This window comes from Streptomyces sp. SPB162 (assembly GCF_029504575.1).
In the GTDB taxonomy this organism is placed as follows: Bacteria; Actinomycetota; Actinomycetes; order Streptomycetales; family Streptomycetaceae; genus Actinacidiphila.
In genome coordinates this window covers 3,380,146-3,397,848 of the sequence record NZ_JAQFII010000001.1, presented here as the reverse complement: position 1 = coordinate 3,397,848, position 17,703 = coordinate 3,380,146, and the positions used below count along the sequence as shown (strand labels likewise).

The 17,703-nt window shown below is 71.5% G+C and carries 11 protein-coding genes and 3 pseudogenes; 8 read left to right on the top strand and 6 right to left on the bottom strand.

Annotated features, from left to right (window positions below; translation table 11 throughout):
- Positions 1 to 40: 40 nt before the first annotated feature.
- The gene (locus M2266_RS15380; protein WP_277438711.1) at positions 41 to 1,036 is read right to left on the bottom strand and encodes an aldo/keto reductase; all 996 of its coding nucleotides are present in this window, start codon (positions 1,034 to 1,036) and stop codon (positions 41 to 43) included.
- 83 nt (positions 1,037 to 1,119) lie between these two features.
- Positions 1,120 to 1,791: a GDSL-type esterase/lipase family protein gene (locus tag M2266_RS15375; RefSeq protein ID WP_277438710.1), complete on the bottom strand. Its 672-nt coding sequence runs from the start codon at positions 1,789 to 1,791 to the stop codon at positions 1,120 to 1,122.
- A gap of 94 nt (positions 1,792 to 1,885) precedes the next feature.
- Between M2266_RS15375 and M2266_RS15370 the strand changes: the two genes are divergently transcribed.
- Positions 1,886 to 2,917: a hypothetical protein gene (locus M2266_RS15370; protein WP_277438709.1), complete on the top strand. Its 1,032-nt coding sequence runs from the start codon at positions 1,886 to 1,888 to the stop codon at positions 2,915 to 2,917.
- 61 nt (positions 2,918 to 2,978) lie between these two features.
- Here the strand turns inward: M2266_RS15370 and serC are convergent.
- A pseudogene (gene serC, locus M2266_RS15365) lies at positions 2,979 to 4,098 on the bottom strand (phosphoserine transaminase).
- A gap of 68 nt (positions 4,099 to 4,166) precedes the next feature.
- Here serC and M2266_RS15360 point away from each other — a divergent pair.
- Entirely contained in the window at positions 4,167 to 6,977 is a 2,811-nt protein-coding gene (locus tag M2266_RS15360; RefSeq protein WP_346780896.1) for an FAD-binding and (Fe-S)-binding domain-containing protein, read from the top strand.
- 187 nt (positions 6,978 to 7,164) lie between these two features.
- Here M2266_RS15360 and M2266_RS15355 read toward each other — a convergent pair whose 3' ends face one another.
- Positions 7,165 to 8,265: a citrate synthase 2 gene (locus tag M2266_RS15355; protein WP_277438708.1), complete on the bottom strand. Its 1,101-nt coding sequence runs from the start codon at positions 8,263 to 8,265 to the stop codon at positions 7,165 to 7,167.
- A 299-nt stretch (positions 8,266 to 8,564) separates the two neighbouring features.
- On the opposite strand from M2266_RS15355, the gene pdxH reads away from it, so the two are divergent.
- Together pdxH and M2266_RS15345 are read left to right on the top strand one after the other, a co-directional pair.
- The gene (pdxH, locus tag M2266_RS15350) at positions 8,565 to 9,248 is read left to right on the top strand and encodes a pyridoxamine 5'-phosphate oxidase (protein ID WP_277438707.1); all 684 of its coding nucleotides are present in this window, start codon (positions 8,565 to 8,567) and stop codon (positions 9,246 to 9,248) included.
- A 416-nt stretch (positions 9,249 to 9,664) separates the two neighbouring features.
- Positions 9,665 to 10,940, top strand: a pseudogene (locus tag M2266_RS15345) (PAS domain-containing protein).
- A gap of 107 nt (positions 10,941 to 11,047) precedes the next feature.
- On the opposite strand, the gene M2266_RS15340 reads toward M2266_RS15345, so the two are convergent.
- Positions 11,048 to 11,809 carry an SIS domain-containing protein gene (locus tag M2266_RS15340; RefSeq protein ID WP_277438706.1) on the bottom strand — a complete coding sequence of 254 codons (762 nt, stop codon included), beginning with the start codon at positions 11,807 to 11,809 and terminating at the stop codon, positions 11,048 to 11,050.
- A gap of 117 nt (positions 11,810 to 11,926) precedes the next feature.
- Between M2266_RS15340 and M2266_RS15335 the strand changes: the two genes are divergently transcribed.
- The 4 genes and pseudogenes from M2266_RS15335 (at position 11,927) to M2266_RS15320 (ending at position 16,685) form a co-directional block, all read left to right on the top strand.
- The gene (locus M2266_RS15335; protein ID WP_277438705.1) at positions 11,927 to 12,619 is read left to right on the top strand and encodes a metal-dependent transcriptional regulator; all 693 of its coding nucleotides are present in this window, start codon (positions 11,927 to 11,929) and stop codon (positions 12,617 to 12,619) included.
- 314 nt (positions 12,620 to 12,933) lie between these two features.
- A pseudogene (locus tag M2266_RS15330) lies at positions 12,934 to 13,819 on the top strand (alpha/beta hydrolase).
- Positions 13,820 to 13,978: 159 nt separating this feature from the next.
- Complete coding sequence (locus tag M2266_RS15325; RefSeq protein ID WP_277438704.1) at positions 13,979 to 16,246, top strand: serine/threonine-protein kinase; 2,268 nt, start codon at positions 13,979 to 13,981, stop codon at positions 16,244 to 16,246.
- A gap of 79 nt (positions 16,247 to 16,325) precedes the next feature.
- Positions 16,326 to 16,685: a hypothetical protein gene (locus M2266_RS15320; RefSeq protein ID WP_277438703.1), complete on the top strand. Its 360-nt coding sequence runs from the start codon at positions 16,326 to 16,328 to the stop codon at positions 16,683 to 16,685.
- A gap of 98 nt (positions 16,686 to 16,783) precedes the next feature.
- Here the strand turns inward: M2266_RS15320 and M2266_RS15315 are convergent, their stop codons facing one another.
- Positions 16,784 to 17,425, bottom strand: a complete 642-nt coding sequence (locus M2266_RS15315) for a hypothetical protein (RefSeq protein ID WP_277438702.1) — start codon at positions 17,423 to 17,425, stop codon at positions 16,784 to 16,786.
- Between the last annotated feature and the right edge of the window lie 278 nt (positions 17,426 to 17,703).

The window sequence follows — 17,703 nt, the reverse complement described above, 5'->3', positions numbered from 1 at the left end:
GCCGGGCCCCGCAGCTACCGGGACCCGGCTCGGCCGGGTACTACCAGGCGAAGGCTTCCGGAGACTGCCCCGGGCCGGGGAAGACCTCGTCCAGTGCGGACAGGAACTCCTCCGACAGCTTCACCTCGATCGCGTTGAGCGCCGAGTCGAGCTGGGCCTGCGTGCGCGGGCCGACGATCGGGCCGGTCACGCCGGGCCGACTCAGCAGCCACGCGAGACCGACGTCACCGGGCGCCAGGCCGTGCTTGTCGCACAGGTCCTCGTACGCCTGGATCTGCTCGCGCTGCTTCGCGCTCTTGAGCGCGTCCGCACTGCGGCCGGACGTCGAGCGCGCACCGCCGCCCTCGCGCTCCTTGCGGAGCGCCCCGCCGAGCAGGCCGCCGTGCAGCGGCGACCACGGGATGACGCCGAGGCCGTACGCCTGCGCCGCCGGGATGACCTCCATCTCGGCACGCCGCTCGGCCAGGTTGTAGATGCACTGCTCGCTGGTCAGGCCCAGCGAACCGCGACGGTTCGCCGCCTCGTTCGCCTGCGCGATGTGCCAGCCGGCGAAGTTCGACGAGCCGGCGTAGAGGATCTTCCCCTGCTGCACGAGGACGTCGATGGCCTGCCAGATCTCGTCCCAGGGCGTGTTCCGGTCGACGTGGTGGAACTGGTAGAGGTCGATGTAGTCCGTGCCGAGCCGCTTCAGGCTCGCGTCGGCGGCACGGCGGATGTTGAGGGCGGAGAGCCGGTCGCTGTTCGGCCAGGCGTCGCCCTCGGCGGCCATGTTGCCGTAGACCTTCGTCGCGAGAACGGTCTTCTCGCGGCGCCCGCCTCCCTTGGCGAACCAGGACCCGACGATTTCCTCGGTGCGGCCCTTGTTCTCACCCCACCCGTACACGTTGGCGGTGTCGAAGAAGTTGACGCCCGCGCCGAGCGCGGAGTCCATGATCGCGTGACTGTCGTTCTCATCGGTCTGGGGACCGAAGTTCATGGTGCCGAGCACCAGGCGGCTGACTTTGAGACCCGTGCGTCCGAGCTGCGTGTACTCCATGACACCCAAGCCAAGCTCTTCGAGTGCGCTCGAAGCAAGAGTTGGCCCACCGGCTGGGACAAGCGGGTCAGGAGGCGCCCCGGCTACCGCCGCTCATACGGGCCGCCGACTCCCCAGGCCTGGTGCATCGCGTCGGCGAACGCGGCCGCGAGGCGGTGTTCGCCGGAGGGATTGGGGTGCGTGCCGTCATAGGTGTCGGACGGCAGTTCGTAACCTTCCGGCCGGGAGGCGAGCAGCAGTGGAGAGGCGCCGGTGTCGAGGTCGGCGACGGCCTTGGACATCCGGACGTTGAGGTCCGCGCACTGCTCGGCGAAGGGGAGGTCGTGTCCGGCCCGGACGTTGGGTATCACCGGCAGCAGCACCATCCGGATCCGCGGGTTGGCGGCCCGTGCCTCGCGGACGAAGCCGCGCAGGTTCTCCGCGGTCTGCTCGGCGGTCGTGTAGAAACCGAGGTCGATCAGGCCGAGCGAGATCAGCAGCAGGTCGGGACGGTGAGCGCGCACGGCGTCCCCGATGAGCGGGGCCATGTGCAGCCACCCCTCGCCCCAGCCGGCCAGGTGCCGGCGGGCGTCCGGCGGGAAGTCCGCCCCGGCGTACGCGTGCGAGACGGGCCCGCCGCTCTCCTGGTCGTACAGCGCGGTGCGCGGGCCGACGACCGTGAACGGTTCGCCGAGCGCGCACAGGTGCTGCCACATGCGGTAACGCCAGGTGAAATCGCCCGCGCTGCCGATGGTCATGGAATCGCCGACGAACATATAACGCACGCTGAGATCATGGCGGATACCCGGTCCCGGCCGCGATGCCCGGCGGCGTGAACCCCGACACACGGCGGGATGGGAGGCTGGGGGCATGCCGCGCTTCCGCACCGCCCTCGCCGCCTCCGCCACCGCCGCGGCGTTCGCCGTTCTCGGACCGGTGCCGGGGGCCTTCGCCGCCGACGGGACCGCCGTCGCTTTCACGATCAGTGATCCGCGGATCACCGAGTCCAGCGGGCTGGCGGCCAGCCGCCTCCACAAGGGCGTGTACTGGACCCACAACGACAGCGACGACGGCCCGTACGTCTACGCGGTGGACTCCGCGACCGGCAAGACCGTCGCCAGGGTGACGATGCGCGGCATCGACCCCCGGGACGTGGAGGCGATCTCCCTGGGCCCGGACGGCGACATCTACGTCGGCGACATCGGAGACAACCTCGGCGGCACCTGGCCGCATGTGTGGATCTACCGGTTCGCCGAACCCGAGCGGCTGGGCAACAGCACCGTGGACGTGGTCCGCTACACGGTCCAGTACGAGGGTGGCCCGCGGAACGCGGAGGCGCTGATGGTCCACCCCAAGACCGGCCGGGTCTACATCGCCAGCAAGAGCGAGGACGGTGGCGGCCTGTACGCCGGTCCGAAGAAGCTCAGCTCGAAGGTGGTGAATGTGTTCCGGCGGATAGCCGAGGTGCCCTGGGTGACCGACGGTTCGTTCTCGCCCGACGGCACTCGCCTGGTGCTGCGCGGCTACTTCTGGGCGACCGCCTGGCGGTGGTCTGGCGACGCCCCGACGAAGATCGGCAGCCTCGACGTGCCGATGCAGCGGCAGGGCGAGTCGGTGGCCTTCACCCCGGACGGCCGGGCGCTGATGTACGGCAGCGAGGGCAAGAACAGCGAGGTCTGGAAGGCGCCGCTCAAGGGCGAGGACCTACCGGACTCCGCGGCCCGGGAAACCGCCGGATCCGCGGGCACGGGAGAGTCCGGAGGCAAGGGACCGGCGGCCGGGGCGGACGCCGCCAAGGACGGTTCGTCCGGTCACGGCACGGTCGTCGTCGGGTTCGCGGTGCTCGCCGCGATCGTCGTCGGGGCCACCGGTCTGCGCCGGGTCCTGCGCCGCCGCCGCTGACGAGGGGCCCGGCCGTCACCGGCCGGACCCCGCTACGTCATACGTACACCGTCGGAGCTGGTCAGAGCTTGTCGATGACGTAGTCGATGCAGGCCGTCAGGGCCTCGACGTCGGCCGGGTCGACCGCCGGGAACATCGCGACACGCAGCTGGTTGCGCCCCAGCTTGCGGTAGGGCTCGGTGTCCACGATGCCGTTGGCGCGCAGCGCCTTCGAGATCTGGGTGGCGTCGATCGCGTCATCGAAGTCGATGGTGCCGATGACCTGCGAGCGCTGCTCCGGGTCGACCACGAACGGCGAGGCGTACGTGGACTTCTCGGCCCATCCGTACAGCCGCGACGAGGAGTCCGCGGTACGGGCGACCGCCCAGTCGAGACCGCCCTGGCCGTTGATCCAGTCGAGCTGGTTCGCGAGCAGGAAGAGCGTGGACAGCGCCGGGGTGTTGTACGTCTGGTTCTTCGTCGAGTTGTCGATCGCGGTCGGCAGGTCGAAGAACGCGGGGATGTGCCGGCCGGACCCGGCGATCTCGGCGGCGCGCTCCAGGGCGGCCGGCGAGAACGCGGCCAGCCACAGGCCGCCGTCCGCCGCGAAGGACTTCTGCGGCGCGAAGTAGTAGACGTCCGTCTCGGGTGATGTCGACCGGCAGGCCGCCCGCACCGGAGGTGGCGTCCACCAGGACGAGTGAACCGGCGTCGGCACCCTGTACGCGCTTGATGGGCGCGGCGACACCCGTCGAGGTCTCGTTGTGGGTGAGCGCGTACACGTCCACACCGGCCTCGGCGACCGGCACCGGGTGGGTGCCCGGGTCGGACTTGACGACCGACGGGTCGTCCAGCCACGGCGCGAGCTTGGCCGCGGTCGCGAACTTGGAGGAGAACTCGCCGAACGACAGGTGCTGGGACTTCTGCCGGATCAGACCGTGGGTGGCGATGTCCCAGAACGCGGTGGAGCCGCCGTTGCCGAGGACTACCTCGTACCCCTCGGGCAGGGAGAACAGCTGCCGGACACCTTCGCGGACCTGGCCCACCAGGTTCTTCACCGGCGCCTGCCGGTGAGAGGTGCCGAGCAGGGACGTGCCGGTCGCGGCCAGCGCTTCGACCGCCTCCGTCCGTACCTTGGAGGGGCCCGCGCCGAAACGGCCGTCGGCGGGCTTGATGTCAGCGGGAATCTGGATATCAGCCACGGGCGAAGCGTAATCCGTCCTGGAGCCGGTCTCGCTACCGGTCCACCCGGTGAGACAAGGTGGGACGCATGGATCTCGAGCGGGAGATGCGGGCGGCGGTACGGGGCACGGTCGCCTTCGACGCCGGGGCGCGGGCCCTGGTGACGATGGACGCGTCGAACTACCGGCGGGTCCCGCTGGGAGTGGTGGCGCCCCGCGACGCGGACGACGTGGCGGCGGCACTGGCGGTGTGCCGGGAGCACGGCGTGCCGGTGGTGCCGCGCGGCGGCGGCACCTCGATCGCCGGGCAGGCGACCGGGGTCGGAGTGGTGCTGGACTTCACCCGCCACATGCGGGCGATCGAGCACATCGACCCCGAGGCGCGCACCGCGGTCGTGCGGCCGGGTGTGGTCCTCGACGATCTGCGGGCGGCGGCCGCACGGCACGGGCTGACCTTCGGCCCCGACCCGTCCACCCACAGCCGCTGCACGCTCGGCGGCATGATCGGCAACAACGCGTGCGGGTCGCACTCGGTCGCCTGGGGGACGACCGCCGACAACGTGCACGAGCTGGAGGTGCTGACGTACGGCGGGGAGCGGGCCACGCTCGGCCGCGGACTGCCCGGCCCGCTCCACGACCGGACCGCCGCCTTCGCCGACGAGCGGCTGTCCGTGCTCCGCACCGGCTTCCCCGACCTGCCGCGCCGGATCTCCGGCTACGCCCTGGACCGGCTGCTCCCCGAGCACGGCCGGGACCTGGCGCGGGCCTTCACCGGCAGCGAGGGCACGCTCGGCGTGCTGACCCGCGCGACCGTACGGCTGGTGGAGCCGCCGGCGGCCCGAGCACTGGCCGTGCTCGGGTACGAGGACGAGAGCGCCGCCGCCGACGCCGCGCACCTGCTGCTGCCCCACCGCCCGCTGACCGTCGAGGGCATGGCGGCCGACCTGGTGGGCACCGCCGCCCGGGAGTCGCTGCCGCGCGGCACCGCGTGGCTGTTCGTGGAGGTGGGCGGCGCCACCGCCGCCGAGGCGCGGGCCCGCGCCTCGGAACTGTGCCGCCACGCCGCGGCCGACGGCGCCCTCGACCACACCGTCCTGTCCGAGCCGGCCGAGCAGCGCACCCTGTGGCGGATCCGCGAGGACGCCGCCGGGACCGCGACCCGGATGCCCGACGGCAGTGAGGCGTGGCCCGGCTGGGAGGACTGCGCGGTGCCGCCGGCCCGGCTCGGCGCTTACCTCCGGGAGTTCAGGGCCCTGCTGGGGGAGCACGGCCTGCGCGGCTCCCCTTACGGACACTTCGGCGACGGCTGCGTCCATGTCCGTATCGACTTCGACCTGCTGACACCGGCGGGCATCGCCCGCTTCCGGCGTTTCTCCGAGGAGACCGCCGATCTGGTCGCCGCCCACGGTGGCTCGCTGTCGGGCGAGCATGGCGACGGCCAGGCACGGGCGGAACTCCTGCCGAAGATGTACGGCCCCGAACTCGTGGCTCTCTTTGCAGTTTTCAAGGACCTGTGGGACCCGGCGGGCGGAATGAACCCCGGGATGCTCGTCCGCCCCGCTCCTATGGATAGCAACCTCCGCTTCGACGTGCTGCCGTCCCGGGCGTCCCATCCCGTCGACGTCGAATTCACCTATCCGGGTGACGGCGGCGATTTCACGGCGGCCGTCCGGCGCTGCGTCGGCGTCGGAAAGTGCCGTACGTCCGCGACCACCTCACCCGGCGGGGACAGCGTGATGTGCCCGTCCTACCGCGTGACGGGGGAGGAGCGGCACTCCACCCGCGGGCGCGCCCGGCTGCTGCACGAGATGCTCGCCGGCGAGATCATCGAGGGCGGCTGGCGGTCGGAGGAGGTCCGGGACGCGCTCGACCTGTGTCTTTCCTGCAAGGGCTGTCGCAGCGACTGCCCTGTCGAGGTGGACATGGCGACGTACAAGGCGGAGTTCCTGCACCACCACTACGAAGGACGGCTGCGCCCCCGCTCGCACTACTCGATGGGATGGCTCCCGGTCTGGCTGAGGGTGGCAGCCCCGTACGCGCGCGTGCTGAACGCCCTGGCCCGCGGTCCGCTGGCCGGGTTCGCCAAACGCGCCGCCGGGATCGCTCCGGAACGCGACATCCCCGCGCTCGCCCGAGAACCCTTCCGCCGCTGGTGGGCCCGCCGCGCCCGCACCGGCAGCGGGCGGCCGACCGTCGTGCTGTGGCCCGATACCTTCACGAACCATCTGTCACCGCAGGTCGGACGGGCCGCGGTGAAGGTGCTGGAAGCGGCGGGCCTGCGGGTCGTCCTACCGCCGAAGGCGGTCTGCTGCGGCCTGACGTGGGTGTCCACCGGACAGCTCGACCGGGCCCGAAAGGTCATGCGCCGCACCGTCGACGTCCTCGCGCCCGCACTCGACGCCGGACTGCCGATCGTCGTCCTCGAACCCAGCTGCGGGGCGGCGCTCCGCGCCGACCTGCCGGAACTGCTGGGAACCCGCGATCCCCGCGCGGCACGGCTGGCGGCCTCCATCAGGACGTTCGCCCAGGCGCTGGAGGAACTGGCCCCCGGCTGGTCCCCACCCCGCCTCGACCGTCCCGTCGTCGGGCAGACGCACTGCCACCAGCACGCCGTGCTCGGCGACGCCGCCGAACGGCGGCTGCGCGAGCGCGCCGGCCTCACCGGCGCACTCGCCGGCGGCTGCTGCGGTCTGGCCGGCAACTTCGGCTTCGAGCCGGGCCACCACGACGTGTCGGTGGCCTGCGCGCGGGAGCAGCTGCTCCCAGCCGTGCGGGAGGCGCCCGCCGGAGCCGCCGTCCTGGCGGACGGGTTCTCCTGCCGCACCCAGCTCGCCCAGCTGGCCGGCACCCAGGGCCGGCATCTGGCCGAACTCCTGGCGGCGGCGCTTCCCGAAAGCTGAAGGGCCACGCGCCTTCGGAAAGCTGAAGGGCCACGTGCTTCCGGAAGCCTGACATCGCAGGCGTTTCCCGACGACTGAGGCCCTGAAGGCGGCACGGCGGACGGCTGTGGCCCGCTCCCACCCCGTACGGGGTCGCAGCGGGCCACAGGACCAAACGATTCAGCAGGTGCCGGTCAGCAGGGGCGCCTCAGTGCCCGATACCCGCGAAACCGTCGACGTCGCGCGGGTCGCGCGGGCCGGGGCCCATGTAGCGGGCGGAGGGGCGGACGAGCCGGCCGGTGCGCTTCTGCTCCAGGATGTGGGCCGACCAGCCGGCCGTCCTGGCGCAGGTGAACATCGACGTGAACATGTGCGCGGGAACCTCGGCGAAGTCCAGGACGATCGCCGCCCAGAACTCCACGTTGGTGGCGAGCACCCGGTCGGGGCGCCGCGCGTGCAGCTCGGCGAGAGCCGCCTTCTCCAGCGCCTCCGCGACCTCGAAGCGGGGGGCACCCAGCTCCTTGGCCGTACGCCGCAGCACGCGCGCACGCGGGTCCTCGGCGCGGTACACGCGGTGGCCGAAGCCCATCAGGCGCTCGCCCTTGTCCAGCGCCCGCTTGACGTAGGCGTCCGCGTCGCCGGTGCGCTCGATCTCCTCGATCATGCCGAGGACGCGCGAGGGGGCACCGCCGTGCAGCGGGCCCGACATGGCGCCGACGGCGCCGGACAGGGCCGCGGCCACGTCGGCACCCGTGGAGGCGATGACGCGGGCGGTGAACGTGGAGGCGTTCATGCCGTGTTCCGCGGCGGACGTCCAGTACGCGTCGACGGCGGCCACGTGCTTGGGGTCGGGCTCGCCGCGCCAGCGGATCATGAAGCGCTCGACGATGGTCTGCGCCTTGTCGATCTCCTTCTGCGGCACCATGGCCAGGCCCTGGCCGCGCGCCGACTGGGCGACGTAGGAGAGCGCCATGACGGCGGCGCGCGCGAGGTCGTCACGGGCCTCGTCGACGTCGATGTCCAGCAGCGGTTTCAGTCCCCAGACGGGGGCGAGCATGGCGAGCGCCGACTGGACGTCGACACGGATGTCGCCGGAGTGCACCGGGATCGGGAACGGCTCGGCAGGCGGCAGGCCCGGATTGAACTTGCCGTCGACCAGCAGGCCCCAAACGTTTCCGAAGGAGACATGGCTGACGAGATCTTCGATGTCGACGCCTCGGTAACGGAGAGAGCCGCCTTCCTTGTCAGGTTCGGCGATCTCCGTCTCGAACGCGACTACTCCTTCGAGTCCGGGTACGAAGTCGGACATCAGGCGGCTCCTCGTGATGTGGTCGACAGGTGCTTGGTGCTCGGCCGGTCGACTGCTTGGACGGCCATTCCGGTAATGCCCCGCTCGGGCGATGGTCACCCCGTCCCATCAGAGACCCGAGGCCGGAGTCAGAAACGGTATCTCTTGATGTCAAGAGGCCACAGTGACCCGACCCGCAATTCTGTCGGTTCTGGCACATGACGGGAAGCGTGAGGTGCGGCACACTCCTCGGCCGGGCAGCCGGGATCGGCCCGGCCCGCCCGCATCTGTCCGGCCCCGGGACGTACGGGGCCCAGGGGATGCAAGATGTTCGGGTGCAGCATCATGTCGATCCCGCCGTCATGCGCGAGCAGTACCGCGCCCAGGGTCTCCCCGAGGCCGAGCTGGCCGCCGATCCTTACTCGCAGTTCACCCGCTGGTTCGCGGACACCGTGACCGCGGGCCTCGCCGAGCCGAACGCGATGATCGCCTCGACCGCCGACGCGGAGGGCCGTCCCAGCTCGCGGACCGTGCTCCTCAAGGGCTTCGACCCGCGCGGCTTCGTCTTCTACACCAACTACGGCTCCCGCAAGGGCCGCGATCTGGTCGAGAACCCGCAGATCTCGCTGCTCTTCCCCTGGCACGCGATCGCCCGCCAGGTCATCGTCTCCGGCACGGTCGAACGCGTCTCCACGGACGAGACCGCCAAGTACTTCCGCAGCCGCCCGCACGGCTCGCGGCTGGGCGCGTGGGCCAGTGCGCAGTCCACGGTGGTCGACTCGCGCGAGGAGTTCGAACGGCGCTACGCGGAGCTGGAGGCGCGGTATCCGGAGGGCAGCGATGTTCCCGTGCCGACGTACTGGGGAGGCATTCGGGTGCGCGCCCGGAGCGTGGAATTCTGGCAGGGGCGCGAAAACCGGCTGCACGACCGCCTGCGCTATGAGCGCGCCGACGCGGAGGGCGGCGAAACGGGCGCCTGGAACGTCGTACGGCTGGCGCCGTAGGGGGTCCCGCGACGGCACGGCGTGTCTTGCCCGCCGCCTGGGACGCGAACGACCCGCGGGCTGCTCCCCGGAGTTTCCTCCAGGCACCGGCCGGACAAGTCCGACGAGCCCGCGGGTCGGGTGACTGCGTGGAATTGGCCCGCCCCTCGACCCCGTGCACGGAGTCTGCGCGACGAGCGTGACGCGCGGGACTAGCCCGCAGTCACCTCACGTGTCCGACTGCACATCATGCTGCGAACCACCTCCCTTCATGTGTGACCGCAACATTAGGAATCCGCTCCGGGACGCACAACCGATTTATCGAAACGCCGTGTGGGCTGGGTCACACCGGGGTTGAATGTTTTGACGTGCAGCCATTCGATGCGAAGCCGCTCAGTGATGGCGACGAGCAGCTACTCGCCGCTCTGCTCGACGGTATGGAGGCGGGCCTGTGCGCCTTCGACCGCGAGGGTGTCATCACCCATTGGAATTCCGAAGCCGTACGGATCCTCGGCTGGTCGGCGGACGATGCGGTCGGCCGCCGCGGTTTTTCGGGCTGGGCGGCCCGTAGCGCCGACGCGCCCGACGTACAGACGAGACTGCTCGGCGCCATGGAGGCGCCCGGCCGTCAGGTGCACGAGTTCGCGCTCCTGACCAAGGACGGCCACCGGGTGCTCGTCCGTACCCAGTCCGCGGCCGTGCAGGGGCAGGACGGCCGGCCCGCCGGGGTCTACTGCGCCTTCTCCGAGGTGCACGCCCAGATCGACCTGGAGCGCTCGATCGCGCTCAGCGAGGCGCTGTTCGACGACGCCTCGTGGGGGCGTCGTGCTGATAGACGCGGACCTGCGGCCCGCCGTGGTGAACGCGCACGCGGCCCGGCTGCTGCGCACCGGCAGGGACACCCTGCTGGGCCGGCCGCTGGGCGATCTGCTGGAGCAGGGCCTGGAGGAGCTGGAGACGGCGCTGCAGCACGTGCTCGCGGAAGGCAGCCCGCCGGTCCCGTCCGAGCTGTGGCTGAGCCTGCGCGGCGACGAGAGCGCCAAGCGGCAGTGCTGGCGCAGCGGGTTCGTCCGCCTCGGCTCGCCGCTCGGCGAGGAGCCGGTGCCGCTCGGCGTCGGCTGGCTGTTCCTGGACGTGACCGAGGCCAAACTCGCGGAGCAAGAAGGATCGTTGCTGCGCTTCCGCCACAACCAGCTGCACCGGGCGGGGCGCTCGGCCGCCGAGTGCGAGGATCCCGTGGAGGCCGCGACCACGTATCTGGACTTCGCGCTGGCGGGGTTCGCCGATCACGCGCTCGTCGACCTCGTGGGGGAAGACGGCCGGCTGGTGCGCGCCGCCTCGACCCCGGAGGGGTCCTCGGGGCCGTGCCTGCCCGTCGCGGTCGGCACGATCCCGGTGGCGTACGGGGCGGCGCACCCCGTGCTGCAGGCCGTGGAGCGGATCGGCACCGTGCGAGCCAGCTTCGGCGCGCTCGCCGCGGCCGAGCCCGCCTCGCGGGCCAGGATCGACGAGTGGGCGGCGGCCCGCCGTTGGCCCGAGGGGACCGTCCACGGCCTCTCCACGGTCCTGCGGAGCCGCGGACACACTCTGGGCGCGGTCACGTTCCTGCGGGGCGCGGGGCGCCGTCTCTTCGACCGGTCGGACGCGGCGTACGCGGAGGACGTGGCGGTGCGGGTGGCCGCGGCGCTGGACCTGGCGCAGCAGCTGGGTTGAGGCGGCGCCCGTCTGGCGCCCCTTTGATGGCGGGCCCTCGGTGGTGCCCTGTAGTGGCACCCTTTGCGGCCCCGTGCGGGGGCACCCCTTTGCGGCGGCCCACGGGCTCAGTGGCGGAAGAAGATCCGCGAGCCGTACTCCTCGAAGATGCGGCCGTTCCAGTCGTGCCCGCCGTCCACGTTTCCCGAGCGCAGCAGCGGCGGCGTGATGCCGCGGGCGGCGAGCTCCGCGACCGCGGTGGCGACGACGGCCTGCATGAGGGCGCTGGTCACCACGGTCGAGGCGGGAGCGAAGGGGGCCGGGACGTCGTCGCGGACGAGTTCCGCGTCACCGACGGCGATCTTCGAGTCGAGCACGATGTCGCAGTGGTCCTTGAGGAAGGTGCCGGAGACGTGCCGGGACTTCGTCTCCTTGGTGTAGGCCACGGAGGTGACGCCGATGACGGTGAGGCCGAGGGCGCGGGCGTTCTGCGCCATCTCGACCGGCAGGGCGTTGCGCCCGGACAGCGAGATGACGACGAGGACGTCGCCGGGCTTGGCCGGGCTGGTGTCGAGCACGGCGCCCGCGAGGCCGTCGACCCGCTCCAGGGCGCTGCCCAGGGTCGCGGGCATGACGTCGATGCCGACGGTGCCGGGCACGGCGAGCAGGTTGACGACGGCGAGACCGCCGGCGCGGTAGACGACGTCCTGGGCGGCGAGCGAGGAGTGCCCGGCGCCGAAGGCGAAGATCCGGTTGCCCGCGGCGACGGCGTCGGCGATGGCCCGGCCCGCGGCCGTGATACCCGCGGACTCCTCGTCCCGTACCCTCCGGAGGAGGGCGATGGCCGCATCGAAGTATTCGTCGGCCAGATCGCCGCGGGGCTCACTCATGCGGATCACCGTGCGGCCAGGCTGCCGTCGCTGTCAAGAATCCCGCGCCGGGGCCGGTTGTCGGTGGGATGCGTCAGAATTGGTGCAGGGCCACGCACGAGCTATTGAGGGGCGCGCATGTCCGGACTCATCGACACGACGGAGATGTATCTCCGCACCATCCTGGAGCTGGAAGAGGAGGGTGTGGTCCCCATGCGCGCCCGAATCGCCGAGCGCCTCGATCAGAGCGGTCCGACGGTCAGCCAGACCGTGGCGCGCATGGAACGTGACGGCCTCGTGCATGTCGCGGGCGACCGGCACCTGGAACTGACCGACGAGGGCCGGCGGACGGCGACGCGCGTGATGCGCAAGCACCGGATCGCCGAATGCCTCCTCGTCGACGTGATCGGCCTGGAGTGGGAGCAGGTGCACGCCGAGGCCTGCCGCTGGGAGCACGTCATGAGCGAGGCGGTGGAGCGCAAGGTGCTGGAGCTGCTGCGGCACCCGACCGAGTCGCCGTACGGGAACCCGATCCCGGGCCTCGAGGAGTTGGGCGAGAAGGCCGAGGCCGACCCCTTCCTGGAGGAGGGCATGGTCAGCCTGGCGGAGTTGTCGCCGGGCCCGGCCGGAGCCAGCGTCGTCGTGAAGCGGATCGGCGAGCCGATCCAGACCGACGCCCAGCTGATGTACACGCTGCGGCGAGCCGGTGTGCAGCCGGGCGCGGTGGTGAGCGTGACGTCCTCCGCGGGCGGCGTGCTGGTGGGCAGCGGCGGCGAGGCCGCCGAGCTGCGGGCCGAGGTCGCCTCGCACGTGTTCGTGGCCAAGCGGTAGGACCTGCGGGGTTGTCCCGGCGGGAAAGGGCGGGGGCCCCGGTGCCTGACGGCGCCGGGGCCCTCCTCCCCTCGTCCCTCCCCTGGTGGTGCTCCCCTCGAAGGACCCGGGACCCCGAGCTTCCCGAGTACTCCGCGCGACCGCTTCCCCTTCACGTCGCGCCCCGCAGGAGATCTCCCCTCGGCTGCGGCGGCCAATCCTTGAGCGCTGTCACTCGAAAGAGCGGTCTTGTGAACTCCACCCGTCTTATCGAATGAAAGTTCGATAGCGTGAGCGCCTGAACGACCCGACCAGTTCGTCAGGGGGTGCGGCACATGATCCGGCGTATCGACGTGACCGGAGCGGGCTCCGTCCGGCTCGCGGCCTGGGATTATGCCGCGGACGCCAAGGAGGACGGCTCCGTCCGCCCCGGCGTCCTGCTGCTCCCACGGGCTCATGGGCCGGGCCTCGCACTGGGCCGGCACCGCCCACCGGCTCGCCCCCCGCTACCGCGCCATCGCCCTGGACCAGCGCGGCCACGGACGCAGCGACAAACCCGAGGGTCCGTACAGCCGCGACGCGTACCTCGCCGACGCCGAGGCGGCCGTGGAGCAGCTCGGTCTCGCCCCCGTCACCCTCGTCGGGCACTCCATGGGCGGCCTCACCGCCTGGCAACTCGCCGCCCGCCGCCCGGACCTCGTGCGCGCCGTCGTCGTCTGCGACATGCGCGCCGCGGCGCTGGGGGAGGAGAGCCAGCATGACTGGGAGGCGTGGTTCGAATCCTGGCCGCTGCCCTTCGCCAGCCTCGCCGACGTGCGCAGGTGGTTCGGCGAGGACGACCCCTGGGTCGACCCGCCACGCCCCGCCCGGGGCGACTTCTACACCGAGATCATGGAGGAACGCGGTGACGGCTGGCGGCCCGTCTTCGCGCGCCGCCACATGCTCCGCTCCCGGGCGCCTTGGATCCTGGACGCCCACTGGGAGGAGCTCACGCAGGTCCGCTGCCCGACCCTCGTCGTCCGCGGTCTGGAGGGTGAACTGGGGCGTGCCGAAGCCCAGGAGATGGTCCGCGTGCTGCCCCGCGGCAGCTACGCCGAGATCCCGGACGCCGGCCATCTCGTCCACTGGGAACAGCCCGCCGCCTGGTACGAGACGGTCGAACGATTCCTCGCGGAGTCCGCGGACTCCGCGATACCCCGGCAGCGGACGGAAACGGCCTGACGCCCGCGGCCGGCGGGCCGCGTGGTGCGATCCGTTCCGGTCCGGAGGGTGCACTCCGGCCCAGGCGCCCGGTCGGCGGCCACGAGCGGCGCACTAGGCTGCCCCGTCGGGGCGAATCGGCGTTACGGACGTGTACACAGGAGACGGGGGTGGCTGTTGATGCAGCCATTGGAGCCGGAAGACCCGCAAAGTCTGGGGGCGTACCGCCTGTTGGGACGGCTCGGTGCAGGCGGCATGGGGCGGGTCTACCTCGCGCGGTCGCCGGGCGGCCGGACCGTCGCCGTCAAGGTGGTCCGTCCCGAACTGGCCGAGGACGCGCAGTTCCGGGCGCGGTTCCGGCACGAAGTCGAGATCGCACGGGCGGTCTCCGGCGCCTACACGGCGCCCGTCGTCGACGCCGACACCGAGGGCCGGTTGCCGTGGCTCGCGACCGCGTACGTCCTGGGCCCGCCGCTCGACGAGGTGATCGGGCAGCACGGTCCGCTGCCCGAGGCGTCCGTGCGCGCGCTGGGTGCCGGCCTGGCGGAGGCGCTCGTGGTGATCCACGACGCGGGACTCGTGCACCGCGACCTGAAGCCGTCCAACGTGCTGCTGGCCGCGGACGGGCCGCGGGTGATCGACTTCGGGATCGCACGGGCCGTCGACGGCGATCGGATGACCAGCACCGGAGTGGTCGTCGGCTCGCCCGGTTTCATCCCGCCCGAGCAGGCGGTCGGCGAGCCGGCCGGCCCACCGGGCGACGTCTTCTCGCTGGGCGTGGTGCTGGCGTACGCGGCCACCGGGCAGCAGCCGTTCGGGATCGGGACGGCGGCGTCGCTGCTCTACCAGGTGGTGCACGGCACCCCCAACCTGACCGAAATGCCCACTTCCCTGCGTCCCTTGGTGCTGGCCTGCCTGCAGAAGGACCCGGCGCGGCGGCCGACACCGCGGCAGATCAGCGCGGAACTGGCCCCCGCCGGCGCCGCGTCCGCGCTGCACAACTGGCTCCCGGGGCCGGTCTCCTCGACCATCGCCCAGCACGCCTCGCGGATCCTCGACCTGGAAACCCCGGCGCACGGCACGGGCACAGCCACGCCGCCGCCGGCCCGGACACCGGCCGAAGAAGCTCCGCAGCGCACCCCGACCACCCTCGACGGGACCGTGTCGGCGCCGGCCGCCGGTACCTCCGGCGCATCCCGCTCCCGCCGCGGGTTCCTCGCCCTCGGCGCGGGCGTCGCGGTCGCGGCGGCGGGCGGTGGAGCCGTGTGGGCGTTCGGCGGCAAGGGCGGCAAGGGCGGCAAGGACCCGGTGACCGACCCGACCGGAGCCGTGACGAACAACAAGGGCCCGACGCCGGAAGCGGCGTTCACCACGCCGGCGAACGGGTTGAGCCCGAAGGCGCTGTGGCGCAAGCAGGCGAAGCCGCTGAGTCTGAACTACGGCGTACCGGCCATGACGTTCGGCGATCTGATGGTCGTCTGCGGCAATCCGCTGATCGCCCACGACATCGTCACCGGCGAGCAGAAGTGGTCCACGCCGGATGTCACGGGCCTCTCGTCGTACCTGGTGAGCGGCCACGGTCTGCTGTTCTTCACGAGCCCGCAGGCCAACGGTGACTTCGTCGGCATCAACCCGCTCAACGGCAAGGAGGCATGGCGCAGCCGCCTGGGCGGGCAGCTCGCCGATCCCCGCCCGATCGCCGCCGACGACAAGCACGTGTACCTCATCGCCACCATCCAGGATCCCGCCGCGACCGACGCCGCCAAGATCCGGACGGTGGTGGCCGCCGTCGACATCGGCACCCGCCAGATGCTGTGGCACCAGGAACGCGACCAGGGCGCCGGTGAATGGGACGTCGCGGCGACGACCGACGGCAGATATCTCGTCTACGCCGACAACAACCACAACATCACCGTGCGCGAGGTGGCGCACGGCAATCAGGTGTGGACGAAGAAGGTGGGCGCCGACTCCGCGTATCGCCCGGTCCTGCACGCCGACAAGGTCGTCATCGGTGGCAAGTCCCTGCGCGGCTATGACCTGAAGACCGGCGCCGAGCGCTGGTCGGTGCCCGCCGGGCACAAGAACGGCTTCAGCTCCCCGCTCTCCGTCGCCGAGGGCGTGGTGTACGGCGCCGTGGTGCTGAAGGGCGTCTGGGCGGTCGACGCGAACAGCGGGAGCGTGCTCTGGCAGCGCGAACTCTCCGACCCGTACGGGCCGTTGCAGTTCGTCCGGGCCGGGGACTCCGTCTATGGGGTGTCCTACTTCCAGGAGGGCGGCATCTTCGCCTTCGACGCCAAGAACGGCGCGCCGCGCTGGATCTACCGGAACAGTGCCAACGACGGGCTCACCGAGGACAAGGGCGGCAGCGGCGTATGGACCCTCACCGCCGCGGGGAAGCGCCTGCTGGTGGTCCATGGGGACCTGCTCTACGCGCTTCCCGCCGTCTGAGGAGGCAGGGGCGCGTCGCGGGGGCGGGCCCCGAGCCGTCACATGAGCCCCGGCCCTCCCTCGGCCCCCGCATGGCATCATGCAATTCAGCTGGCAAATAAGCGATGGCAAAGGGGAATCGGTGGGAACGCCCGCGAGTGTTGCCAAGGTGGACAATCCGTACCGGTCCGCGCTTCAGGCGCTGAAGACCCGTCTGAAGACGGAGACCGAAGAACTCAAGAAGCAGCTTGAAACGGCGTCGAAGGACATGGCAGGCAAAAAGGTCTGGGTCGGGAAGGCCGCCGACAGCTGGCAGCAGGATCTCGACGGACGCCGCGCCAGGATCAAGACGCTGGTGGACAAGTTGATTCCGGCCGTCGACGCGGAGATCGCGAAAGCGCCGGAAAAGGTCTCGCCGGGCGAGGCGAAGATGTGGCGCATGGATATGCAGGGCTACTGATCCGGTCCCAGGTCCGGGACGCGCTCTGCGCCATTCGGTTCCAGAACCTGCCGGACTGACACAGGGGCCGCGGGCGGCCGGTGGTCGTCCGCGGCCGGTCACTTCGGCTGGATCTTCAGGGCACCGAGAAAAGCGCGCAGATCGGCCGGGGCGTCCTTGGCGACGACGGTGTGGTGGTTGAGCACGGGCGCCAAGGTGATGTGGGCGGTGGCGTCCTGCCAGAGGCACTGGGTGAAGGCAGTCCGCTGCGTGGCCATGTCGACGCACTGGATGTCGCCGCCCACGTCGCCTGCCGGGTACTTCTTGACCTGGCTGGATTCGACCTTCGCATCCAGCATCGCGGAAAGCGCGTCATCCGATTCGCCCAACTCGAAGACGACAGGCGGATCCAGCTCGACGGTGACCAGCAGCGCCTTCCCGCCGGCCGCGCGATAGGTCAGGTCGACGGAGCCCTTCGTGATGTCGGTGTTGACCGACGACAGCCGTGTCCACTCGGTGTCGTCCGGCTGCGCCAGGGTGTACGCCCCGAAGGACTCCGGCAGGACGGCCGTGTGCTTCACCGGTTTGTCGTCCTCGCCGTTCGCGGCGACCGCCCATCCGATGCCGCCGCCCGCGAGGACCACGAGGGCGATCGTGCCGCCGATGATCCGGCGCCGGCGGCGTCCTTCCCGGGCTTCGGGATCCGGGCGGCTGATGGGCGTCAGCGTGATCCGGTCGTCGTCCGGGGTGCTGTGCGACACGGGACACTCCTGGGAGCAGGTAGGGGTAAGGCATGCGCATGTCGAGCGGCTCGGATGCCGACCCTAACGGGGCACGAGTCCCTCGGTGCTCCCACCGTCTCGGCTGCTTCTGTCCCGTGCCCGGTCGCCGCCGTCACGCCGGATGTTCCCGCCGCTCGCCGTACTCGCCGTGGTGCGCGCGGAATTGCGGAGGCTCTGTGGGAACCAGGATGTCGTCAGTGACGTGTGGTGTGATAGGACTTTCGTAGACTCACACACCCGCGTGCGGTGTGCTGTCG

What these genes read in the sequence shown, in the direction of transcription:
- M2266_RS15380 (WP_277438711.1), bottom strand. Translation starts at nt 1,036, where the DNA reads ATGGAGTACACGCAGCTCGGACGCACGGGTCTCAAAGTCAGCCGCCTG.
- M2266_RS15375 (WP_277438710.1), bottom strand. Translation starts at nt 1,791, where the DNA reads ATGTTCGTCGGCGATTCCATGACCATCGGCAGCGCGGGCGATTTCACC.
- M2266_RS15370 (WP_277438709.1), top strand. Translation starts at nt 1,886, where the DNA reads ATGCCGCGCTTCCGCACCGCCCTCGCCGCCTCCGCCACCGCCGCGGCG.
- M2266_RS15360 (WP_346780896.1), top strand. Translation starts at nt 4,167, where the DNA reads ATGGATCTCGAGCGGGAGATGCGGGCGGCGGTACGGGGCACGGTCGCC.
- M2266_RS15355 (WP_277438708.1), bottom strand. Translation starts at nt 8,265, where the DNA reads ATGTCCGACTTCGTACCCGGACTCGAAGGAGTAGTCGCGTTCGAGACG.
- pdxH (WP_277438707.1), top strand. Translation starts at nt 8,565, where the DNA reads ATGCAAGATGTTCGGGTGCAGCATCATGTCGATCCCGCCGTCATGCGC.
- M2266_RS15340 (WP_277438706.1), bottom strand. Translation starts at nt 11,809, where the DNA reads ATGAGTGAGCCCCGCGGCGATCTGGCCGACGAATACTTCGATGCGGCC.
- M2266_RS15335 (WP_277438705.1), top strand. Translation starts at nt 11,927, where the DNA reads ATGTCCGGACTCATCGACACGACGGAGATGTATCTCCGCACCATCCTG.
- M2266_RS15325 (WP_277438704.1), top strand. Translation starts at nt 13,979, where the DNA reads ATGCAGCCATTGGAGCCGGAAGACCCGCAAAGTCTGGGGGCGTACCGC.
- M2266_RS15320 (WP_277438703.1), top strand. Translation starts at nt 16,326, where the DNA reads ATGCAATTCAGCTGGCAAATAAGCGATGGCAAAGGGGAATCGGTGGGA.